The sequence below is a fragment of the Synergistales bacterium genome, from assembly GCA_021736445.1.
In the GTDB taxonomy this organism is placed as follows: Bacteria; Synergistota; Synergistia; order Synergistales; family Aminiphilaceae; genus JAIPGA01.
This window is the reverse complement of sequence record JAIPGA010000039.1, coordinates 1-19426: the sequence shown is the minus strand read 5'-3', so window position 1 is coordinate 19426 and position 19426 is coordinate 1. Positions and strand designations below refer to the sequence as shown.

15 protein-coding genes and 1 riboswitch are annotated in these 19426 nt (G+C 64.3%); of the genes, 7 read left to right on the top strand and 8 right to left on the bottom strand.

Annotated features, from left to right (window positions below):
• On the top strand, positions 1-850 hold an 850-nt coding region (locus K9L28_07110), incomplete at its 5' end, for a DUF128 domain-containing protein (protein ID MCF7936091.1).
• 86 nt (positions 851-936) lie between these two features.
• Positions 937-2169: a PLP-dependent aminotransferase family protein gene (locus K9L28_07105; GenBank protein MCF7936090.1), complete on the top strand. Its 1233-nt coding sequence runs from the start codon at positions 937-939 to the stop codon at positions 2167-2169.
• A 65-nt stretch (positions 2170-2234) separates the two neighbouring features.
• On the opposite strand, the gene K9L28_07100 is transcribed toward K9L28_07105, so the two are convergent.
• Together K9L28_07100 and K9L28_07095 are read right to left on the bottom strand one after the other, a co-directional pair.
• Positions 2235-2717: an ankyrin repeat domain-containing protein gene (locus tag K9L28_07100; GenBank protein ID MCF7936089.1), complete on the bottom strand. Its 483-nt coding sequence runs from the start codon at positions 2715-2717 to the stop codon at positions 2235-2237.
• A 110-nt stretch (positions 2718-2827) separates the two neighbouring features.
• Positions 2828-3781, bottom strand: coding sequence for a cation diffusion facilitator family transporter (locus K9L28_07095; protein MCF7936088.1), 954 nt, complete (start codon positions 3779-3781; stop codon positions 2828-2830).
• A gap of 337 nt (positions 3782-4118) precedes the next feature.
• Between K9L28_07095 and K9L28_07090 the strand changes: the two genes are divergently transcribed.
• From K9L28_07090 to K9L28_07070, 5 genes are all read left to right on the top strand, one after another.
• Positions 4119-4955: an MBL fold metallo-hydrolase gene (locus K9L28_07090; protein MCF7936087.1), complete on the top strand. Its 837-nt coding sequence runs from the start codon at positions 4119-4121 to the stop codon at positions 4953-4955.
• A gap of 69 nt (positions 4956-5024) precedes the next feature.
• Entirely contained in the window at positions 5025-6071 is a 1047-nt protein-coding gene (gene dctP / locus K9L28_07085) for a TRAP transporter substrate-binding protein DctP (protein ID MCF7936086.1), read from the top strand.
• A gap of 35 nt (positions 6072-6106) precedes the next feature.
• Positions 6107-6625 carry a TRAP transporter small permease subunit gene (locus K9L28_07080; protein ID MCF7936085.1) on the top strand — a complete coding sequence of 173 codons (519 nt, stop codon included), beginning with the start codon at positions 6107-6109 and terminating at the stop codon, positions 6623-6625.
• Positions 6618-7976 carry a TRAP transporter large permease subunit gene (locus K9L28_07075; protein MCF7936084.1) on the top strand — a complete coding sequence of 453 codons (1359 nt, stop codon included), beginning with the start codon at positions 6618-6620 and terminating at the stop codon, positions 7974-7976. Before K9L28_07080 ends, K9L28_07075 begins: the two co-directional genes overlap by 8 nt.
• Before the next feature lie 148 nt (positions 7977-8124).
• Positions 8125-9420 (top strand): DUF4147 domain-containing protein, encoded by a 1296-nt coding sequence (locus K9L28_07070; protein ID MCF7936083.1) that lies wholly within the window; start codon positions 8125-8127, stop codon positions 9418-9420.
• On the opposite strand, the gene K9L28_07065 is transcribed toward K9L28_07070, so the two are convergent.
• The 6 genes from K9L28_07065 to K9L28_07040 form a co-directional block, all read right to left on the bottom strand.
• On the bottom strand, positions 9417-10460 hold the full coding sequence (locus K9L28_07065) for an ABC transporter ATP-binding protein (GenBank protein ID MCF7936082.1): 1044 nt from the start codon (positions 10458-10460) through the stop codon (positions 9417-9419). The two genes, K9L28_07070 and K9L28_07065, sit on opposite strands and share 4 nt — an antisense overlap.
• Positions 10457-11458, bottom strand: coding sequence for an iron ABC transporter permease (locus K9L28_07060; protein ID MCF7936081.1), 1002 nt, complete (start codon positions 11456-11458; stop codon positions 10457-10459). Before K9L28_07060 ends, K9L28_07065 begins: the two co-directional genes overlap by 4 nt.
• A gap of 32 nt (positions 11459-11490) precedes the next feature.
• Positions 11491-12678 carry an ABC transporter substrate-binding protein gene (locus K9L28_07055; protein MCF7936080.1) on the bottom strand — a complete coding sequence of 396 codons (1188 nt, stop codon included), beginning with the start codon at positions 12676-12678 and terminating at the stop codon, positions 11491-11493.
• 101 nt (positions 12679-12779) lie between these two features.
• Positions 12780-14756 carry a TonB-dependent receptor gene (locus K9L28_07050; GenBank protein MCF7936079.1) on the bottom strand — a complete coding sequence of 659 codons (1977 nt, stop codon included), beginning with the start codon at positions 14754-14756 and terminating at the stop codon, positions 12780-12782.
• Positions 14757-14910: 154 nt separating this feature from the next.
• Positions 14911-16182, bottom strand: coding sequence for a hypothetical protein (locus tag K9L28_07045; protein ID MCF7936078.1), 1272 nt, complete (start codon positions 16180-16182; stop codon positions 14911-14913).
• A 152-nt stretch (positions 16183-16334) separates the two neighbouring features.
• Positions 16335-16527, bottom strand: a riboswitch (cobalamin riboswitch).
• Positions 16528-16673: 146 nt separating this feature from the next.
• Complete coding sequence (locus K9L28_07040; protein MCF7936077.1) at positions 16674-19061, bottom strand: C10 family peptidase; 2388 nt, start codon at positions 19059-19061, stop codon at positions 16674-16676.
• Positions 19062-19426 lie beyond the last annotated feature (365 nt).

Genomic DNA, 19426 nt, shown 5'->3' with positions numbered 1-19426 from the left:
GACGGAGAAGGGGATCGAAGAGGCCAAGATGCTCTTTGTCTTCGACAGAATCGGTCTCGCTTCGCTGGAGACCCAGAAACTGCACTATGAATGCGACTACGAGCTGGGGGGCGACAGCGGAAGGGTGGTGGTCAATCTGCTTTGCCTCCCCGAAGAGCGGTTGTCGGAGGCGCTCTGTGAGCTTGTGCCCGTTTCCGCTTCCGGGCTCACCGTTTCCCCTCTTGTCGGGATGGTGCGATCCGGCGGGCGCGTGGGGAACATCCGTATCCCCCAGGGGCATGTGGGCCTGGTTGCCATCTCGTCCAGCACACTGGACGCGCTCTTCAAGCGCGAAGGAATTTTTGTAGAGACCTCCTCCACCGGATTGCTTGTGGTGGACGGTCACGAGGTTATGGGGTTCACCGAGCTGATCTGCCATGCAGGAACGACCCTGAGCCCCGGTGAGCTGTTGGTGTTGGGACGGTACACCCGTGTGGAGAGAGCCGTACACGATGGGCATGGAGCGGTGACGGCCTGTATCAAGACCTTCCCTACCTTCCAGTGCGAGCAGGCCGGAAGGCTTGTGGAGCGACTGGAGCGTGCGGGCTTCACGCCCGTTATCGATTTCGGATGTGTGCTGCCGGAGCAGTACCGCCTTGATGTGCATGACCGGAATAAGGGCTACATGCTGGTCTATGGCGGAGCCAATCTCTTTGCGCCGCTTATAGAACTTGGTTATGCTTCGGAGATCCACATTGCGACGCTGTTGTACAATATCGGAGAGATGCGGGAGCCGGCCGTTCTCCTCGAGGAGTTCGATGATGGGAGGAGTACGGAGACGGCGGGGGAATCGGGAGGCGGCTTGACTTGAGGAGGAGATCCCTGTTCCGGTTACCTGGGTGACGAAGGGCTGTTGCTGGTGCGGAGTGTCAGGGTTTATCATGAAGGAGGATATCCATGGTTGTCGACTGGAATGCGCGGCTCAACGCCAAAGCGGGCGGGCGTGTCAAACCCTCGGTGATCGCCGAGATGGTCTACCTGGTGCAGGAGTACGAGGCGATCTCCTTCACCGCCGGCCAGCCCTCGGCGGATCTCTTTCCCATGGAGGATTTCAGCCGTGGGTTCCGGCAGGCCTGCGAGATCCCGGAGCTCTTCGGCTACTACCACGACTACGCCGGCCTGGTGGAGCTGCGGGAGTGGATTGTCCAGTGGATGCGCGGCGACGGACTGCTGCCCCACTGGGCCGGTGTGGAACACGTGCTGCTCACCAACGGCTCCCAGGAGGGGTTGAACCTGCTGGCGGAGGCGTTGATCGATCCCGGCGATGCGGTGGCCCTGGAGGATCCCTCTTATCCGGAGGCGCTGCTGGCCTTCCGCAAGGAGGGAGCCCGGCTTGTCCCGGTTCCGGTGGACATGGAGGGCCCTTCCCTGGAGGAGCTGGAGCGGGTCTTCCGCGAGGAGGGGGTGCGGTTCTTCTACAGTATCGTCAATTTCCAGAATCCGTCAGGGGCATCGACGTCGGATGCACGGAAGGAGGCGGTGCTGGAACTGGCCCGGCGGTACGATGTGGTGATCCTGGAGGACGATCCCTACCACTACCTGCGTTTCGAGGGGGCCTTCCCGGGGAGCTACATCGCCATGGCCGGCGACGACGACCGGGTGGTCTACCTGGGGAGTTTCTCCAAGATCCTGGCGCCGGGGCTGCGCTGTGGCTGGCTCGTCGCTCCGCGGAGCCTGGTCGTGGCCCTCACCTGTCTCCGGGTGGCCTGCGAGATCGGTCTCTCCGCCGTCCCGCAGTACGCCGTGTACGAAACGGTGCGGGATCTCGACATGACCTCCTATCTGCTCACGCTGCAGGACCGGTACAAGATGCGCCGGGATGCCCTGGTGAAGGCCCTGGGCGAGTATGTGGTTCCCCAGGGACTGCACTTCGAGGTCCCCGAAGGCGGCTTTTTCATCTGGGGCGAGATCCCGGGGATCGACGACATCTACAGCTTCGCCAGGTTCGCCGTCGTCGAGGAGCGGGTAGGCGTGGTCCCGGGGATGATCTTCTCGCCTCTGGAGGACGGCGGCTACCGGCATATCCGTTTCTCCTACGCCACCGCCGACGAGGCCACCTCCCGCGAGGGCGCGCGGCGGCTGGCGCGGGCGCTGTCCGCCTATCTCGGCGGAGAGCGTAGCACTGACTGATTTCTGTGGATCCTGCGGGAGGGGCGATCCAGGGATCGCCCCTCCCGTTATCTGGCGCTGTCGGCCTAAGGGGACGCCTTCTGGAGTTTCCGGAGCTTCTGGATGATCGGATCGTCGTGGAGGAGGTCGTTGTACTGGATCCAGTCCAGGATACCCTTCCCGTGGACGTCTTGCACATCGGGGTCGGCTCCGGCGTCGAGCAGCACCTCCAGTACCTCGGGGTTTCTGCTGCTGTAGGCGGCGGACATCAGTGCCGTCCAGCCGTAGTTGTCGGTGGCGTCCACCCTGGCGCCGGCATCGATGAGCAGCTGTGTCACGGCGGGGTTGTTGTTCTCCGAAGCGGCCCACATCAGCGCTGTGCCGTGGTCGATGTCGTCCCGGGCGTGGATATCGGCCCCCTTGTCGATGGCCTTCCGCACCTCCTGGGGGGTTCCCCGGGCGCAGATCATGCAGAAGATCTTGTCGTCCACCGCGGCGTTCCCGCTTGTACAGAGCATGCCTGCCACCAGAGCGGCGGCAAGCACGACGGCCAAACCTCTTTTGAGCATCGAATCCCTCCTTGGTCTTTCGAAATCCTCTGTCACTGTTTATACCACGGATGAGCCGTTACCCGACAACGGCAATTTGCACCAGTCTGGACGCAAGGTTGCGCCCCTTCTCAATCCCGGAGAGGGGAGGCCGGGGGTGTCGGTTCGGCGTGGATCGAGGTGAGGATGGTGTCGCCGAATTGCCGCTGGAGGACGCGTTCCACCTCGGTGGCGATGTCGTGGGCCGCGACGATGGAGAGATCCCGGGCTACATGGATGTGGACATCCATGGCGATGGTGGGGCCCACTCTGCGTGTCCGCAGGCGGTGGCAGCCCTGGACGCCCGGTACGTCGGAGATGCAGCTGCAGATGGCCTGTTCCGTCGTTTCGTCGAGCGATGCGTCGGTCAGCTCCCGGAGGCTGTCCCGGATGATGGGCAGGGCCTCCTTGATGATCAGGATGCTGATGATCAAGGCGGCTGCCGGGTCCAGGAGCACCCATCTGTGGCCAAGGACAACGGCTGCTCCCACACCGATGAAGGTGCCCGCCGAAGAGAGAACGTCGGTGCGGTTGTCCCAGGCTTTGGCGAGCAGTGCTCTGCTGTCCAGGGCCCTCCCCAGCCGGTGTGTGTAGCGGAAAAGCCCCTCCTTGACAACCACCGAGATCCCGGCGCCCCAGAGGGCGATGCCGCCGGGGACAGAGGGGTAGATGCCGTCGAGGGCCTGGAGCAGTCGTCTGGCGGCGTCGTAGAGGATCCCCCCGCCGGCGCCAAGCAGCACCATGCCGCTCAGGAGAGCCAGCAGTGTCTCCACCTTGCCGTGTCCGTAGGGGTGATTGTTGTCTGCCGGTTTGGCGACCACCCGGAAACCCAGCGCCATCACCAGATCCGTGACGGCGTCGGAGAGCGAATTGACCGCGTCGGCCACCACGGCCGCACTGTGGCCCATGGTCCCGACGATGAATTTGAGGACGCTGAGCGACACATTGCCGAGCAGCCCGATCCAGAGCACCGTACCCGCCCGTGCGGCCCGTTCTTCCGGGCTCTGTCGCGGCTGTCCCAGGTTACTGCTGGGTTGCGTTTCCATGGATTTCATGCCTCCCGGCCGCTTTTGCCTTCAGCCGGGGATCCCCCTTCCGTTTCCAGGGATCCCGGCGGTATTTCGCGTGCGCCACTGCGTTGCAGGTTCCATCCTAGCACCGTTCTCCCTACCGCACCACCGGGATTTCGGGCGCCGCGGGCTCCAGGGGAGAGGGGACATCAGCTTGACAGTACGGTGTCGCTTCGGTACCATTATTTTAAAACATTGTTTCCGTTAGCTTGCAGGTTGATGCATCTATCGGACGGTTCCACGGCTCCGGTGAGGCGGCTGTGCATGCCGAAGCAGAGGAAACGTTTTCGTATTCCAGGGAGGGGATGAGGATGTGTTGAGGGTCACCACTCTTGTGGAGAACACCCAGGGTGAGCATCTCGCCCTACGGAACGAACACGGCATTTCCTTTTACATCGAGAAAGAGGGATACAGGATTCTCTTTGATACCGGCCAGTCCGATGCCTACCTCGACAACGCCTTTCGGATGGGGGTGGATCCCTCGTTGCTCGATGCTGTGGTCATCAGCCACGGCCACTACGACCACTCCGGCGGTTTCCGCCACCTTCTCAGGTATACCGATACCTTCCAGTTACGCCTTGGTCAGGGTTTTTTTACCGAGAAATACGCCTTCCGGAACGGAGCCTACGATTTCCTCGGCAACGACTTCGACGAATCCCTTCTCAAAGAACGCAAGATCGCCTATTCCTTTGTCACCGGCGAGGTGGAACAGCTGATGCCCGGTGTCTATATCATCACCGGATTCCCCCGCATCCACGAAGACGAGCGGGTCAACCCCCGGTTTGTCCTCCGGACGGAGGAGGGGTTTGTCGAGGATCCCTTCGACGACGAGCTGCTCCTGGCCCTGGAATCCTCGAAAGGCTGGGTTGTGGTGCTCGGGTGTTCCCATCCGGGTATGCGCAACATGCTGGACGCCGTGCGCAACCATCTGGGAGGCAGTATCTACGCCGTACTGGGCGGAACCCACCTGGTGGAGGCGGAGGGCGCATCCCTGGAGCGTTCGTTACACTACCTGCAGGACCCCGAATTCGGCGTGATCGGGGTCTCTCACTGTACAGGAAAGGAGGCGGTATCCCGGTTAAAGGAGATGCTGGAAGAGCAAGGCCGTTTTTTCCACAATGTCACCGGGAGCTCCCTGTTTCTTGACTAACCAGGGGAGCGGGACACCGGCGGAGGTGTTTCCCTGTCGGTGAAGCATGGAAAAGGGGGAAATATGACGATGCGAAGTTGGAAAGGCGTACTCTGTGTTCTGTTTGTGGCCCTGTTCGTGATGGGTATCATGATGACGGGGCAGTCGGCGCTGGCGGCAGACAAGATTGTCTGGAAGTCCTCGGGCCACGGCCCCGCCTCCGATCCCTCCCAGATTTACCACGACAAGGCCTGCGAGTCCATCACCAAGGCATCCGGCGGACGTCTGGTGGTCAAGCCCTTTGTCGGCGGCTCCATCGTGCCGCCCTACAAGGAGCTCGACGCCGTTGACCGTGGCGTGCTGCAGATGTGCTACACCTGTCCCATGTACAACAAGGACAAGTGGTCGGCGGCCGGCCTGATCAGCTCCCGGCCCGGCGGTCTGCCCGGCGAGGCGTTGCGGACCTGGTTCGACTACGGCGGCGGCTACGAGCTGATGAACAAGATGATCAAGGACTACGACGCCAAGACCTTCCCGGGCTTCCTCGCTCCGCTGCCCGCCGAGGTCTTCTTCCACTCCAAGGTGAAGCTTGAGGATATGGAAGACATCAAGGGGCTGAAGGCCCGCTGCATGGGTGACGGCGGCGAGATCCTCAAGAGGATGGGCGCCGCGACGGTGATCATCTCCGGCGGCGAGCTCTACGAGGCGATGCAGCGCGGCACCATCGACGCCTTCGAGTACTCCACCCTGGCCACCAACTGGGACATGCACTTCAACGAGGTGGCCGAGTATGTCTACGTCTCCCCGACCCGTGCCCCCAGCGATCCCCAGTGCTTCTACGTCAGCGAGTCGGCCTGGAACGAGCTTCCCGAGGATCTGCAGGAACTGGTGCGCAGCACCGTTTCCAGGTTCACCCAGGAGCAGCACGAGTATCTTGTCTACGAGTCCATCCAGGCGGTGGAGAAGTTCCGCGAAGCCGGCTGCCAGGTGCTTCCCGTTCCCGACGAGATCGAGCAGGCCCTGCTGGAAGAGGCCGAAGCGTTCTATACCGAGATGGCCGAGAAGGAGCCCCCGATCTTTGGCGAGATCTACTATTCCATGAAGGAGTTCGGCGAAGCATACGAGGCTGTCAAGTAGCTCGACGCTTCTGACGTGAGCCGAGGAGAAGTGGCATGTCAACGTTAAAACGAACACTGAGGATCATCGATAAGATCAGCGAAACATCCGGATCGGTTGGGAAATGGTTCGCCCTTCTCCTTGTATTTGCGGGGACCTATGAGGCCCTAGCCCGCCATTTCTTCAACTCGCCAACCATCTGGGCCTACGACGTGCTCTGTATGTCCGGAGGCACCCTCTATCTCCTGGGTGCCTCCTACGCCTACCTCCACGACGCCCACACCCGGGTGGATCTCTTCTACAACATGCTCAAGCCCCGGGCGCGGGCCTTCGTGAACCTGCTCTGCACGCTCTTTCTCTTCTTCCCGCTGACAATCGTCATGTTCCAGCTGGCTACGGAGTGGGCGATCCGGGCGTGGCGGATCAACGAGGTCTTTACCAACAGCTTCTGGTACCCGCCGGCGGGTCCCTACCGGACGGTCTTCGCGGTCGGCCTGCTGCTTCTGATCCTGCAGGGGATCGCGCAGTTTGTCCGTGATTGCTATTTCGTGGTGAGGGGTGAACGCCTTGATTGAGATAAGCGCCGAACTTGTAACCATACTGATGCTCGGAGGCGTTCTGGCCCTCGTGATGACAGGCTTCCCCATCGCCTTCGTCATCGGCAGCGTGGCCTTCTTTGTGGGGCTGCTGGTCTTCGGACCGTCCACCACCTTCCATATCCTCTACACGCGGTTCTACCAGCTCTCGCTGAACTATCCCTATCTGGCGGTCCCGCTCTTTACCTTCATGGGGGTTATCCTCCAGCACTCCAAGGTGACCCAGGACCTCTACGATTCCCTCTACGACGCCCTGGGCGGGCTGCGTGGCGGCCTGGCGGTGGTGACCATTATCTTCGGCACGATCCTCGCCGCCTGCCTCGGGGTGATCGCCGCCTCCATCACCATCCTCACGCTGATCGCGCTGAACCCCATGGTGACCCGGGGATACGACAAGTCGCTGGCGTCGGGTTCCATCGTGGCGGCGGGGACCCTGGGGATCCTCATCCCGCCGAGCATCATGCTGGTGGTCTACGCACCCCAGGCGGGACTCTCGGTGGGGCAGATGTTCATGGGCGCCATCTTCCCGGGTCTGATCCTTTCGGGGCTTTATATCTCCTACGTGCTCATCCGCTGCCTCCTGCGGCCCGAAGACGGTCCAGCCCTCCCGCCGGAGCAGGTGACACCCTTCAACATGAAGAAGCTCTGGAAGCTGCTGGTGGCGCTGGTTCCCCCGGTGCTGCTGATCGCGGCCGTGCTGGGGACGATCTTCGCCGGTATCGCGCCGCCCACGGAGGCGGCGGCGGTGGGCTGTACGGCGGCGATCCTCCTGGCCACCGCCTACGGACGGCTCAACTGGGACCTCATCCGCACGGCGGCTACGGAGACGCTCAGGGTCAGCACCTTCGTGGTGATCATCGCGGCGCTCTGCTACGCTTTCGTGGGCATCTTCATGAACGCCGGCGCCGGCGACGTAGTGGCCAACTTCATCACCTCCGTGCCCGGCGGCCCCTGGGCCTCCTTTGGGGTGGTCATGGCTATCGTCTTCATGCTGGGGATGTTCATCGAGTGGATCGGGATCGTCTTCATCATCGTGCCCATCTTCTCGCCCATTCTGGTGGAGCTCGGCTTCGACCCCCTGTGGGCCGGCATGATGATCTGCATCAACCTGCAGATGGCCTTCCAGACGCCGCCCATGGCCATGGGGATCTTCGTCCTCAAGGGGACGGCGTCGAAGGAGCTCGATGTGACCATCGGGGATATCATCCGCGGGGTGACGCCCTTTGTGGCGATCATCGTCTTTGTGCTGATCCTCTGTTCGGTCTTCCCGGAGATCATCACCTGGCTGCCCGACAAGATGATCGGGAGCGGCGGCGGCCCAGGCCTCTGATCGGCGGATACGGTCGCTGCAAACAACCAATGGTATGATAGGAGAACCAAATCGCCCCCGGACGACGATGTTTGGGGGCTTTTTCCTATCTCCCTTCCGGTGGAGGCGTTGCCGGTTCCTCCGGAAGAAGGATGGAGGAGGTATGAGGATGCACGGAGAAGAAACATCGCTGTTTCTGCAGAACCTTGTCCGTGGGGTGCTGGACGAACTGACGCTGGAGCGGGTCTTCGCCGAGGAGCTTGCGGTTTCTGGGGAGGCGCTGCAGATCAATGGAGAGTCCTTCCGCGGCCCCTTCTATCTTGCCGCCATCGGGAAGGCCGCCTGGGAGGCCGCGGCGGCGCTGGTTCCGCTGCTGGGAGACCGGCTCTACGGCGGGATGGTCCAGACGCGTTACGGCGGGAGCAAGGGGGAGCTCCCGGGCTGTACCATCCACGAGGCGGGGCACCCCATCCCCGACCAGGCCGGTCTGAACGGGACAGCAGCCATGCTGGAGGAGATCCGTTCGCTGCCCGAGGACATCACGGTGATCGCCTGTATCTCCGGAGGCGGATCGGCGCTCTTCGAGCAGCTCCCCGAAGGTCTGGAGCTCGACGACCTGGTGGAGCTCAACCGGGTGCTTCTGGCATCCGGAGCGGCCATCGACGAGATCAACGAGATCCGCAAGGGGGTCTCCCTGGTCAAGGGCGGCGGGTTGCTGGACTATATCGGGCCCAGGCGCTGCCTGGGGCTGATCCTCTCCGATGTGGTGGGCGACGACCCGGCCTTCGTGGCTTCCGGCCCCACGGTCCCCGAGCAACGCGGCAGACGCTGGGAGGAGATCGCCGACCTCTACGATCTCTGGACGAAGCTGCCCGGTGCCGTGCTGGACGCCCTGGAACGCTCCAGTCAGTCCGGCGATGCCGCGCCGCAGGGCCGGGTGCACAACCATGTGGTCCTGGGCGGCACGGACCTCTGCAAACGGGTGGTCCCGCGTCTGGAGGAGGCGGGCTACCGGACGCTCTTCCTCTCGGGCTGTATCTCCGGCGAGGCCGCCGAGGTGGGGCGTTTCCTCGGTGACGTGGCCCGGGAGATCGAGGTGAGCGGCAGCCCGCTGCCCCGACCCGCCGCGGTGGTCACCGGCGGTGAGGCGGTGGTGACCATCCGGGGCGAGGGGGACGGCGGCCCCAATATGGAGACGGCGCTTTCCTTCGCCCGGCAGGTGCGTGGGATGCCGGAGGTATGCTTTCTGGCCATGGACACCGATGGCTCCGACGGGGGAACCGACGCCGCCGGCGGTCTGGTGACCGGCAACACCTGGCAGGAGCTCATCGAGTCAGGCTCACCGCCCTGGGAGGATCTCAAGGAGAACAACAGCCTGCCGGCGCTGGAGCGGGCCGACGCACTGCTGGTGACCGGGCTCACCGGCACCAATCTCAACGACCTCCGCGTGATCCTGATGCCCTAAGGGTGCCGCGACGCGGTCTGCGGATCCCTGAGCCGTCCCAGGAGTTCGCCCAGGGTGGCGCACTCCCGGGGCGGCTCGTTTTTGGTGTGCACCTGCCAGCGGAATCCGGAAGCGGAGGAGGTGATGACGATCCTCTGCCCAGCCTCCTCGGAGGAGATGGCGTCCACCGTATAGCCGGCCCGTTCCAGCGCCCGCCTGGTCCAGTAGCGGACGATCCGGTCGCCGCCCCGCAGCTCCACCGCCGCTCCGGCCTCGCGGTGGACGGTGAAGTGCCCCCGCGCGGAGTCGAACTGCACGGAGCCCCGGTTGAAGGTGGAGCCCACGGCTCCCTGCAGCACGAGATCCTCCGGCGTGCCGCTGTGCAGCCTGCCGCTTCTGGGCAGAAGCCAGAGCCGGTCGGCGGTGCGCAGCGCCAGGTCGAGATCGTGGGTGGAGAGCAGAACCGCCGTGCCGCCGTGGTGGGCCAGTCTGCGCAGCAGCAGCAGGATCTCCACGCGGTGGGGCAGATCGAGGAAGGCCGTCGGTTCGTCAAGAAGCAGGATCTGCGGCTCCTGGGCGAGCGCCCGGGCGATCATGGTCTTCTGCCGTTCGCCGTCGCTGATCTCGCCCAGATGGCGCCGGGCCAGCTCCGTCACGCCCACCTCCTCCATGGCGCGGCGCACCACGGTACGGTCCTCCTTCGTGGTCCGTCCCAGCCAGTCGGTGAAGGGAGACCGCCCCAGAGCGACACAGTCCGCCACGGTCAGGCCCGGTGTGGGGGGGACCGTGGTGAGCACCACGCCCATGATCCGCGCCCGCTCCGCCGGGGCGTACCGCTGGAGAGAACGGCCCTGCAGGTCGATCGTTCCGCCGAGCGCCGGCTGGAGCCCGGCCAGGGTCCGGAGCAGTGTGGATTTCCCGGCGCCGTTGGGGCCCACCAGACAGACCATCTCCCCCTGGGAGAGGGAGAGGCGGAGATCGGCGGCGAGCGCGGTATTTCCTTCCTTTGCGGCGAACCCGATGGTCAGGTCAGAGGCCCTGAGGGCCTCCCGTTTGTTCATTCTACCGCCCCCTTGCCTGACCGGCTGGAGACCAGAATCCAGATCACCACAGGGGCGCCGATGAGCGAGGTGACGGCGTTGAGCGGCAGAGAGAGGGGGGTCCCGGGGAGCTGGCTGAGCAGATCGGCCGCCAGGGCCACCGTGCCGCCCAGAAGAACGCAGGCCGGGAAGAGCACCCGATGGTCGCCGGTGGCGAAGAGCCCCCGGCAGAGGTGGGGGATGGCCACGCCGAGGAAGGCGATGGGGCCGCAGAATGCCGTCACCCCTCCGGCGAGCAGTGCCGTGCTGACGATGAGGAGCGCCCTGGTCCGCGCCGTTTCGAGCCCCATGGTGCGGGCGTAGCGCTCTCCCAGCAGAAGCAGGTTCAATCCCTTGAGCTGTGTCCCCGCCGCCGCCGCCCCCAGCATGACGACACCCCCCAGGAGCGCGAGTTCCTCCCAGGTAACGCTTCTGAAGCTGCCGAAGCTCCAGAGGATGTAGGACTGGAGCTGCTGGGCGCTGCTGAGGTGCATCAGGATCGACACCAGCGCCTGGGTGGCGTACCCCAGCATGACCCCCAGAAGGAGGAGCGCCATATTGCTGCGGAGGTAGCGCGCCACCCAGAGGACCACGGCGAGGACCAGCGCCGAGCCGAGGCAGGCGGCGATGGTGGTGCCGTAGATCCCGGCCGCGGACGCGGCGAGGCTGGAGGCGAGCACCACCAGGGCCACCCCCAGGGAGGCGCCGGCGTTGATCCCCAGCACATAGGGACCGGCCAGAGGGTTCTGGAAGAGCGTCTGCATCTGCAGGCCGCCCAGAGCCAGGGCCGCCCCGGCACAGAGGGCCGTCAGGGCGCCCGGCAGCCGCAGGTCCACCACAATGCTGCGCCAGCTTGGGTGGCCCGTCTCGCCGCCGGCGAGGATGGTGACGATCTCCTCAAAGGGGATGGTCACGCTCCCCAGCGCGATATCCAGCAGGAAGGCCAGTCCGCAGAGCACTGCCAGGAACGCGAAGAGCAGCGGTCTCGGGAGGCGTCCGGGGGAGGCCACTGTTAGTCGTCGTCCTCCCGGGGCAGCTGGCGGTAGTAGAAGAGATCGCGGTGGGGAAGCAGCTCCGGATGGAATATGGTTACCAGGTCGGCCAGGATCCGCTCGGGATGGAGGAAGCCGCTCTCGTAGAAGTCGTTGCCGCCCCCCGGGCCGATCCGGGCGTCGTTGTTGTAGACCCGGCCTTCCCGGACGGCCCGGAAGCGTCCGTAGCGCGGGTCGGTGTCCAGGAGCCCGCTGATGGAGCGGAAGGAGCCGACATGCACCCAGAAGTCGGTGCCCAGGGCCTTCTCGTAGACCGCCTCGAAGGTGAGCGGGAGGCTGCCGGCGGATGGGGTGTCCCGCCAGGGATAGAGGGCTCCGGCGTCTGTGAGCAGATGGGCCAGGTAGCTCCCGCCGCCGGGGGCATACCATGTCCCCTGGTAGGGGATATTGGCCAGGACCGAGGGCGCCTCGCCCTCCCGGTTCGCCCTGCGGGAGAGGGTGGTGTACCGTGCTGCGATCCGCCGGATGTGTTGCCCCGCGGCCTCTTCCTTCCCAAAGAAATACCCCAGAAAGCGCAGCCATTCCGCCCGTCCCAGGGGGTGCTGTTCCAGATAGCCTGCCAGCAGCACCACGGGAACGCCTGTTGCCCGGATCCGCCGGAGGGTGTCGTAGGCGGCGTCGCCGACGGCGTAGGCGAAGACCACGTCCGGTTCCAGCGCCATGATGGGTTCCGGCTGGATGGAGCTGGAGGGGCCGACGCTGTCGATTTCACCTCTTTGTACGCGGTTGCGGAGTTCGCTGTTGTAGAGCAGATTGGTGTCCGCCTGGCCGACGATACGGTCGGCGACCCCAAGGCGGTGGAGCGCCGCCGTGTACAGTGTGGAGAGGGAGACCACCCGTGTGGGTGGTGTGCGGACCACCGTGGCGTCCTGCACGTCGATATCGGGAAGCGGTTTGTCCCGAGGAACGAGCAGATAGCGCTGTTCGGGACCTCCCTTCCAGGGATGGGGCACCGTCAGGAGCGTCGTCCCGTCGCGCTCGCTCACGGTGAAACCTCTTGCGTAGTCCGGCGGAGCCGTTCTCTCTGTCCGTCCCGCTGACTCCGGGGCGGGGGATGCGACGTCTCCTCCGGTAGAGGCGCCCACGGCCAGGGCCGAGGCGACTAGCGCGGCCAGTGCGACAAGCAGGCCCGTCCGAAGGTGGTCCATGGGCATGTGCTCCTTTCTGTTTCCCTGTTTTTCAGGCCCTTTTCTTCCGGCGCGGCCGAACCGTTCAGAGAGGCGGAACATCTCGGGGCAGCAGCGGAGGGCTAGAAATTCCAGGTCACCGAGAGGTGCCAGCGCCTCCCGGGAAGAGGATACCACGAGAGGCGGTCGGTGCCGCTGCCCGTTGGGAGCAGTCTGGTGTCCGCCGTCTCGTCGAAGAGGTCGTCAACGCCCGCCGTGAGGACCGTCTGTCCGTCCAGCTGCCACCGTGCGCCGAGGTTCACCTGGGTGAGATCCTCGAAGCGGATGGTCTCGGCGTCGTCGAAATAGTTGTCCCCTGTGTATTCTACCTCCAGGTAGCTCCGGAGCCGGGGCGAAAGAAGCCGCGAGTAGCGGGCGTAGAGGCTGTTCTCCGGTCGATGGGGCAGCACGTTGCCGTCCCGGTAGCCCTCGGAGCGGTTCTCGCTGTCCATCCAGGTGTAGGAGAGGGTAAGGTCCCAGAGGTCGCCGTAGAGGGCCGTTTCCAGCTCCAGGCCCTGGACGAAGGCCTCGCCGATATTCTTGTAGTGCCCGTACCGCGGGTTGATCATCACGTATTCGATGAGGTTGTCGGTGCGCCGGTTGAAGTAGGTGAGCCCGGCCTGGGTGGTGGTGCCCATCAGGGTTCCCTCCCAGTGGAGGCCGATATCCCACTGGTGGTTCTCCTCCCAGTCCAGATCCTCGTTGGGCAGCAGCGTAGCTCCATCGCCGTAGAGCTCGTAGAGATTGGGACTCCGGTAGTAGCGTCCCCAGCTGGCCTTGAGGCGCCACTGGGGCGCGAACATCCAGTTCGTCGCCAGCGACCAGGAGAGCTCGCCGGTGCCGTCCACGTCGTTCCAGCGCAGGAGGGGCACCACGGTGAGGCTCTGGTCGGGGAGGAGGTAGATGCTGTCCGAGAGGGTCAGGGCGGTGGTATCCCGGGTGTAGCTGCTTTGGCCGCCCAGGGTCTGCACCACGTCGCCGCGGATGTCCAGCTCCTCCCGGGAGTGGTCGGCGAAGAGCTCCACTAGATGGTTGCCCCCCAGCAGGGTGCTCGCCTCGATGCCGGCGGAGAAACGGTCCGTATTGTAGCGGTTGTGCCGCTGGCTGTACATGCCCAGCGTGTCGTTGGGGTCGTCGAAGCGCTTCTCCTGGTTAAGATAGCGCAGATTCCAGGCCCACCGGATGTCGCCGCCGCCCATGTCGCGTCCCACGTCGAAGGCGATCCGTTCGGTGTCGAGGGTGGCGCCCTCGATCTTCGGCCCCTTGTCGTTACCCGGCGCCGGCAGGGGGAGCTCACGGTTGCGGTCCTTCCAGGCGAGGCGGGTCTTCCAGGGGCCGTCGCTCCACTTGACCAGCAGATTCCGGTTGCGGTAGGCGTTGTTCCGTCTGGTGGCGCTGTAATCGTCGTCGGGGTTGTAGGGGGTGCCGTTGTCGTTGCGGTAGCGGAAATCCCCCTCGCTGCCGTCGGCGGCACCCTCCACCAGCAGCGAGCCGTCGCCGTCGCTCTCTGCGTAGCGGAAGGCGCTCTTCCACTCGCCGTTGGCGCCCACGCCGGCGGTGATGCTCTGTTGGGCCTCTTCCGCCTCTTTGGTGATGATGTCGACCACCGCGCCGGTGCCGGAGATGCCGAACCGGGCCGGCACGTGGCCGCGGTAGACCTCGATGCGCTCCACGGAGTCCAGAGGAATGGTAGAGAGGTCCACGGCGGTCTCGCTGCCCAGATTCTGGAGCACCCCGTCCACGTAGACCGCCACCTGGGCGGCGGTGCTGCCCCGGACGGAGGCGGTGCTGTAGCCGCCGCGCCCGCGGAGCTCCATCACGTGGACGCCCACCGACTGCTCCAGCAGATCTGGCAGGGTTTTGAATTCACCCTTCATCCGTTCCGGGTGGAGCACGGTGACGCTGCCGGGGGAACGTTCCTGGCCGGCGGGGTAGGGCGAGGAACGGACGACCAGCATGGGGAGGCTCTGCGCCGCTGCCGCGACACCGCCGGACGCCAGGAGGGTGACAAGGCTTGCCCCAAGAATGCAAAACAGTGGCTTCGGTTCCTTTCGTCTCATCACAGTCACTCCCTAAACATACGGGAGTGCGGCGGAGCCTGCGCTCCGCCGCACGGGATACGGGATGTGTTCTGTCCGCCGCAATGCCGGCGGCGCATCCTCTCGATGGAGCGCTTTCAGGGATCGCCGCCGGAGAGGGCGCGGAACACCGGTTCTATCGTTTCAGAAACAGCGCCAGTCCCGGGACCAGAAGCAGCAGGAAGGCCGGGGCGAATCCGGCGGCGTTACAGCCGCCCCCGCCGCCGTCGTCGTCTCCGCCGCCGGAGTGGTCCACGCCGCCGATAAAGGCGACGCTGTAGGGGAGCGAATCCAGCTGGGTCTCCGGGAAGATCTCGGCCGCGCCGTCGGTACCCAGGACGACAAGCTCGCCGTCGCCTTCGCCGGTGCCGTTATCGGGAGCCCATATCTGTGCTTCCTCCGGATCCAGCGCCGAAACGGTAAAGAGGCTGCTCAGAGGATAGTCGATCGCGGTCGGTGCGTCGCCCTCTTCCAGCGCTTCCACCGTGGTGTGCCTGAAGGTGTATTCGCCGAACCAGTCGGCGTTCTGGTAGGTACCGAGGAAGGTGGTGCCGTCGTGGGCGATGAAGATGGAGTTGTAGGTCTCCCCCTCGGGGAGGTTGCTTCCGTCGGCTACGGTGGAGCAGGTCATGTCGGGGAGCTGTGCCTTGACGACGCTGCCCACGCTGCCGGAGCCGAAGGCGCCCCCCATGGCGGCGATGTAGAGGTTTCCGTCGTAGAGGGCGGCGCCCATGGGGTTTTCGGCGCCGATGTCGGTGCTTTCCACAACCTCCATCGTCGCGGGGTCGATCTTGAAGAGCAGCCCGTTGTGGTGGGCGAAGGTGGTGTAGTTGCTCACCTCGGCGACGGCGTAGAGATGGTCTTCTTCGTAGAAGAGCGCACCCACATGGCGTTTGAAATCGCTGCCTTCGGGAGAGGCCAGCGAACAGCTGCCTTCCTCTGTATAGCCGTTCTCGATGTCGTGCTTGGTGACGCTGGTGGGGACACCAAAATTGGCCAGGTAGAGATGGCCGTCGCGGGCGACGGCGTCGTAGATATTGTTGCCGATGGCGGGGTTGGCCTCGGGTTCCTCCAGGGAAGCGGGGTCGTAGATGGAGACCTTGTCCGATCCTTCCACGGAACGCTCGCAGACCATGAGCTTCCGCTTGCCGTCGTGGTCGAAGGTGTGCAGTGTGATGTCGCCGCCGAGATTGGTGATCTCCCCGGCGTTGACGCTGTAGTCGCCGGCGTCGTCCCTGGTGACGGTGCCCACCGTTCCGGCGCTGAAGTCGGCGGTGACCGTGGCGAAGGCCGCCTCGATCTCCTCGGCCGAGGCACCTGTGACGGTCCCTCCCAACAGGAACAGGACCGCCGCGGCGATCGCCATGAATGGGTAGAGGCCTCTTGTTGCGTTCCGCTGAATCCGCATTGATGCATCCTCCTCGTTGATTGTGGTTCGGATCATTTGTTGCTTCCGTGCCATTCGGGAGGGCGCACAAAAAACGGCAGGCCAAGGCCCGCCGTCCGCATTGCCGGATATGGATCGTACCAACCAAGCAATATGGAACGACGCTTCCGCCCTCGCAGAATGCGTCATGTGGCAGTCTCCGGACTCGGAATCAACCTCCACAGGCACCTTCCCGGGGATCCCAGTGGCGCACGCCTGTGTCGTCATCCACACCGTAGCGGGGCTGTGCCGGATTCGCACCGGCTTCCTGCCGCACCTTCATCTGTTGCAATTGTCGCTCCAACGGCCACTATTATTCGCCAGAACCTCCGATCTGTCAAGGCGTGGATCGGGGAGGCCTTCGGCACTGCCTCCGGGATGGACCGGCAGCATCACAACAGCAACGCCGGGCGATACGCCGCCCGGCGTCCGATTGGTTCTTCGTTAGGTATTGCGGTTATGCCGAGATCCTCCTACCGCCGCAGCATCCACAGTCCCGGGAGCAGTACCAGCAGCAGGGCGGCCAGAGAGGGGCCGACGGCGCAGCCACCGCCACCGTCTCCACCGTCGGCGCTGGTGGGGGCAGGTGTCGAAGTCGGTGCCGCCGCGGTGGCGATGCCGAGTTTGACGGTGATCTCCGCTTCCTCCTCGTTCAGATCGTAGGCCCCCTGGTCGGTGACCTGAAGTGGCACCCTTCCTCCTGCCGCTGTACCCAGGGCGATGTCCTCGTTCTCCTCGCCCTGGGCGAGACGGCGCCAGGCCTGCTGGTTTCCGTTGTAGGCGAAGAGCAGCGTGGAGGCGTCGATGGCGATCTGGGCCGTCAGGGCGTTCCCGCCGCTTCCCAGAGAGAAGGAGGCCTGCGTGGCGCCGCCGGAGAGGGTGGCGCTGATCTCTCCGCCCGTTACCGAGCCCGGATCGTGGCCATCTTCCTGCAGAGCGTCCAGCAGCCCCTGCTGGTCGCTCTGCTGCAGCGGTGTCCCGGCGATGTCTCCGGCGTTGTCGTCGCCGGGGGCGACATCACCGCTGGCGAGGGGATCCACATCTGTCGGCTCCGGTGTCGGCGTGGCCGTCGGGGCCGATGTGGGTGTCGGCGATTCCGTTGGTCCAGGAGCCGGTGTCGGCGTGGCCGTCGGTCCAGGGGCCGATGTCGGTGTCGCCGTCGGGGCGACGGTCGGTGCGGCCGCGGAGGAGGGGTAGTAGGTGCCTTCGGCGACATAGATGATGTCCCCCGAGAAAGCCCCTTGGGTGATCGCCTGCAGATCCAGCGACCCCGCCGCATTCTCCCAGCCTCCTCTGCCGCCTTTGTAGCCGGCTTCGGTGACATACCAGTGGCTGTGTCCGAAATCCACCTGCCAGAGATTGCCTGTCTGGATTGTGTCGTTCTTTGAGGTCCCCGTAGTGACCTGTCGGCGGGGTATCTCGAAATGGGTACCCGCCTTGGAAACCTCCAACGTGTAGGTCGCGCCGGAGGGCACGCCGGCAAAGGCGTAGACGCCCCGTTCGTTGGTGACGGTATCCCCGGAGGCCGGGCCGGAGAGGGTGACGGCGACCCCCGGGATGGGATTCCCGTCCTTGTCGTGGACGTAGCCGGAGATGATTTCACCCGAAGCGTTTCTGAATATATTGTACACTACAGACCGTACTGTATCGTAAAAGTAGTCTTCGGACAGATCAATATCGGGAAGGTTGTACCAGACATCATCGTGGCCAGCCCACCCCATATTCAGATGGTGGTACATCTCGCGCCATTGGTAGCCGTACCCGTCGGCGATGATGGCATGCGCCGCATCCTTCCATCCCCCTTCCGCTTCGGACCGACGTTGGCCCGTTATACTCAGCAAAACGGGGAGGTTGGCGTGGAGATTGGCATTGATCATCCTGTTTCTTTCTTCGGCGGGGAGATTCTTGAAACCTTGAAAGGAACATGTAGAGGATTTGTGGTTAAAAATGCCGGCGAGGGCGCTGCTGGCATCCCACATCCATGCTCCGGATCCATCCTCTGAATACTTCATGTGTGCGGCGACACCGGCGTCGTAGACCAGCGCCCCGATGGCCTGCCGCTCCTCTTCGGTGATCGTGTCATTGTCGGGGACCAGGGGCATCCTGTTCCAGTCGTAGGGGCCGCCCCGGCCGTCGCCGCCGCGGGTGTGTGCCGTTTGCTCATTGCCGTCGACCCAGATCGTGGATCCATGGACCCCGATGCCTTCCCTGGGGTACTTGTGGTAGCGCATCAGCTGGGCCATGGCCGTGGCCACGCAGCCGCAGACATAGTGGTTTGGGGTGTAGTAGTTGAAGCAGATCCTTGGGCCGATGGTGCCCTGGCTCCACTTGCTCTGGACGAGCGGTGCCACGCGGACGCGGTCTACGGAAGGGAGCTTCTGTTTTTCTTTCCCCTGTGTTTCCCTTCTGAGGAGATTCTCCCACTTGTTTCGGTTCCCCTGCAGATCTCGCTGGAGGTCAGCAGGCAGCCTCTCCAGCGGTTCCCGCGCCAGGGCGATCCGATTGGCCAGGTCCCTGGAGACCAGCGCCCCCAGAGGGTTGGCCTCCGAGGCGATGTATCTGTCGCCGTCGGCGACAATAGCGATGATCGGTTCCACCAGGTCGTCGCCGGCGACGACAACAAAGCCCCTGGGCTCCAGGTAGACGATGTAGTAGAGCGGCCGTCCTGCCTTGTCCCTGTATCCTACAGTCTCCCCGATGAGACCGCTCAGCTCTGTCTCCAGCGGAGTGCTGTCGATGGCGAGCCAGTTGCGGACCATCTGTTTGGCCTGCCCTTCCGATACGGGAGCGGCGCTGCAGGGATCCGCCGTCATCCCCAGGAGGAGCGCCAGCACCAACAGGCCCACTGATGAAAGAAACATTCGTGGTGAAGACTTGTTTACCTTGCGCACAGAGAGAGACATCCAACACACCCCTTTCGTATCTCCCTTTGGGGCGTAACGCCCCCTGCCGACAGAGATTGATACGCATGCAACGAATGACTGTTCTGCTTTGCCGAGGTACCACCTCCCAGGGAAGAGTACACCCTTTTCTTTGTTACGGCAACAATAAAATGGAGCAAAATGTGCGTACTTTGGGTATCCTGTGGGGCGGTCTCATCTCTGTTTGCGGCGCTTGTCCGGCAGACCTGGCGTCGGGAAGGAGGCTGCTTGGGGGGTATGGAATGGCGAAGGGCGGACGTCTGTCAAAACGTTCCGCCCTCGGGGCTGCAGGGGGGCCGTGGGCG

What these genes read in the sequence shown, in the direction of transcription:
- K9L28_07105 (MCF7936090.1), top strand. Translation starts at nt 937, where the DNA reads ATGGTTGTCGACTGGAATGCGCGGCTCAACGCCAAAGCGGGCGGGCGT.
- K9L28_07100 (MCF7936089.1), bottom strand. Translation starts at nt 2,717, where the DNA reads ATGCTCAAAAGAGGTTTGGCCGTCGTGCTTGCCGCCGCTCTGGTGGCA.
- K9L28_07095 (MCF7936088.1), bottom strand. Translation starts at nt 3,781, where the DNA reads ATGGAAACGCAACCCAGCAGTAACCTGGGACAGCCGCGACAGAGCCCG.
- dctP (MCF7936086.1), top strand. Translation starts at nt 5,025, where the DNA reads ATGCGAAGTTGGAAAGGCGTACTCTGTGTTCTGTTTGTGGCCCTGTTC.
- K9L28_07080 (MCF7936085.1), top strand. Translation starts at nt 6,107, where the DNA reads ATGTCAACGTTAAAACGAACACTGAGGATCATCGATAAGATCAGCGAA.
- K9L28_07070 (MCF7936083.1), top strand. Translation starts at nt 8,125, where the DNA reads ATGCACGGAGAAGAAACATCGCTGTTTCTGCAGAACCTTGTCCGTGGG.
- K9L28_07065 (MCF7936082.1), bottom strand. Translation starts at nt 10,460, where the DNA reads ATGAACAAACGGGAGGCCCTCAGGGCCTCTGACCTGACCATCGGGTTC.
- K9L28_07055 (MCF7936080.1), bottom strand. Translation starts at nt 12,678, where the DNA reads ATGGACCACCTTCGGACGGGCCTGCTTGTCGCACTGGCCGCGCTAGTC.
- K9L28_07050 (MCF7936079.1), bottom strand. Translation starts at nt 14,756, where the DNA reads ATGAGACGAAAGGAACCGAAGCCACTGTTTTGCATTCTTGGGGCAAGC.
- K9L28_07045 (MCF7936078.1), bottom strand. Translation starts at nt 16,182, where the DNA reads ATGCGGATTCAGCGGAACGCAACAAGAGGCCTCTACCCATTCATGGCG.
- K9L28_07040 (MCF7936077.1), bottom strand. Translation starts at nt 19,061, where the DNA reads ATGTTTCTTTCATCAGTGGGCCTGTTGGTGCTGGCGCTCCTCCTGGGG.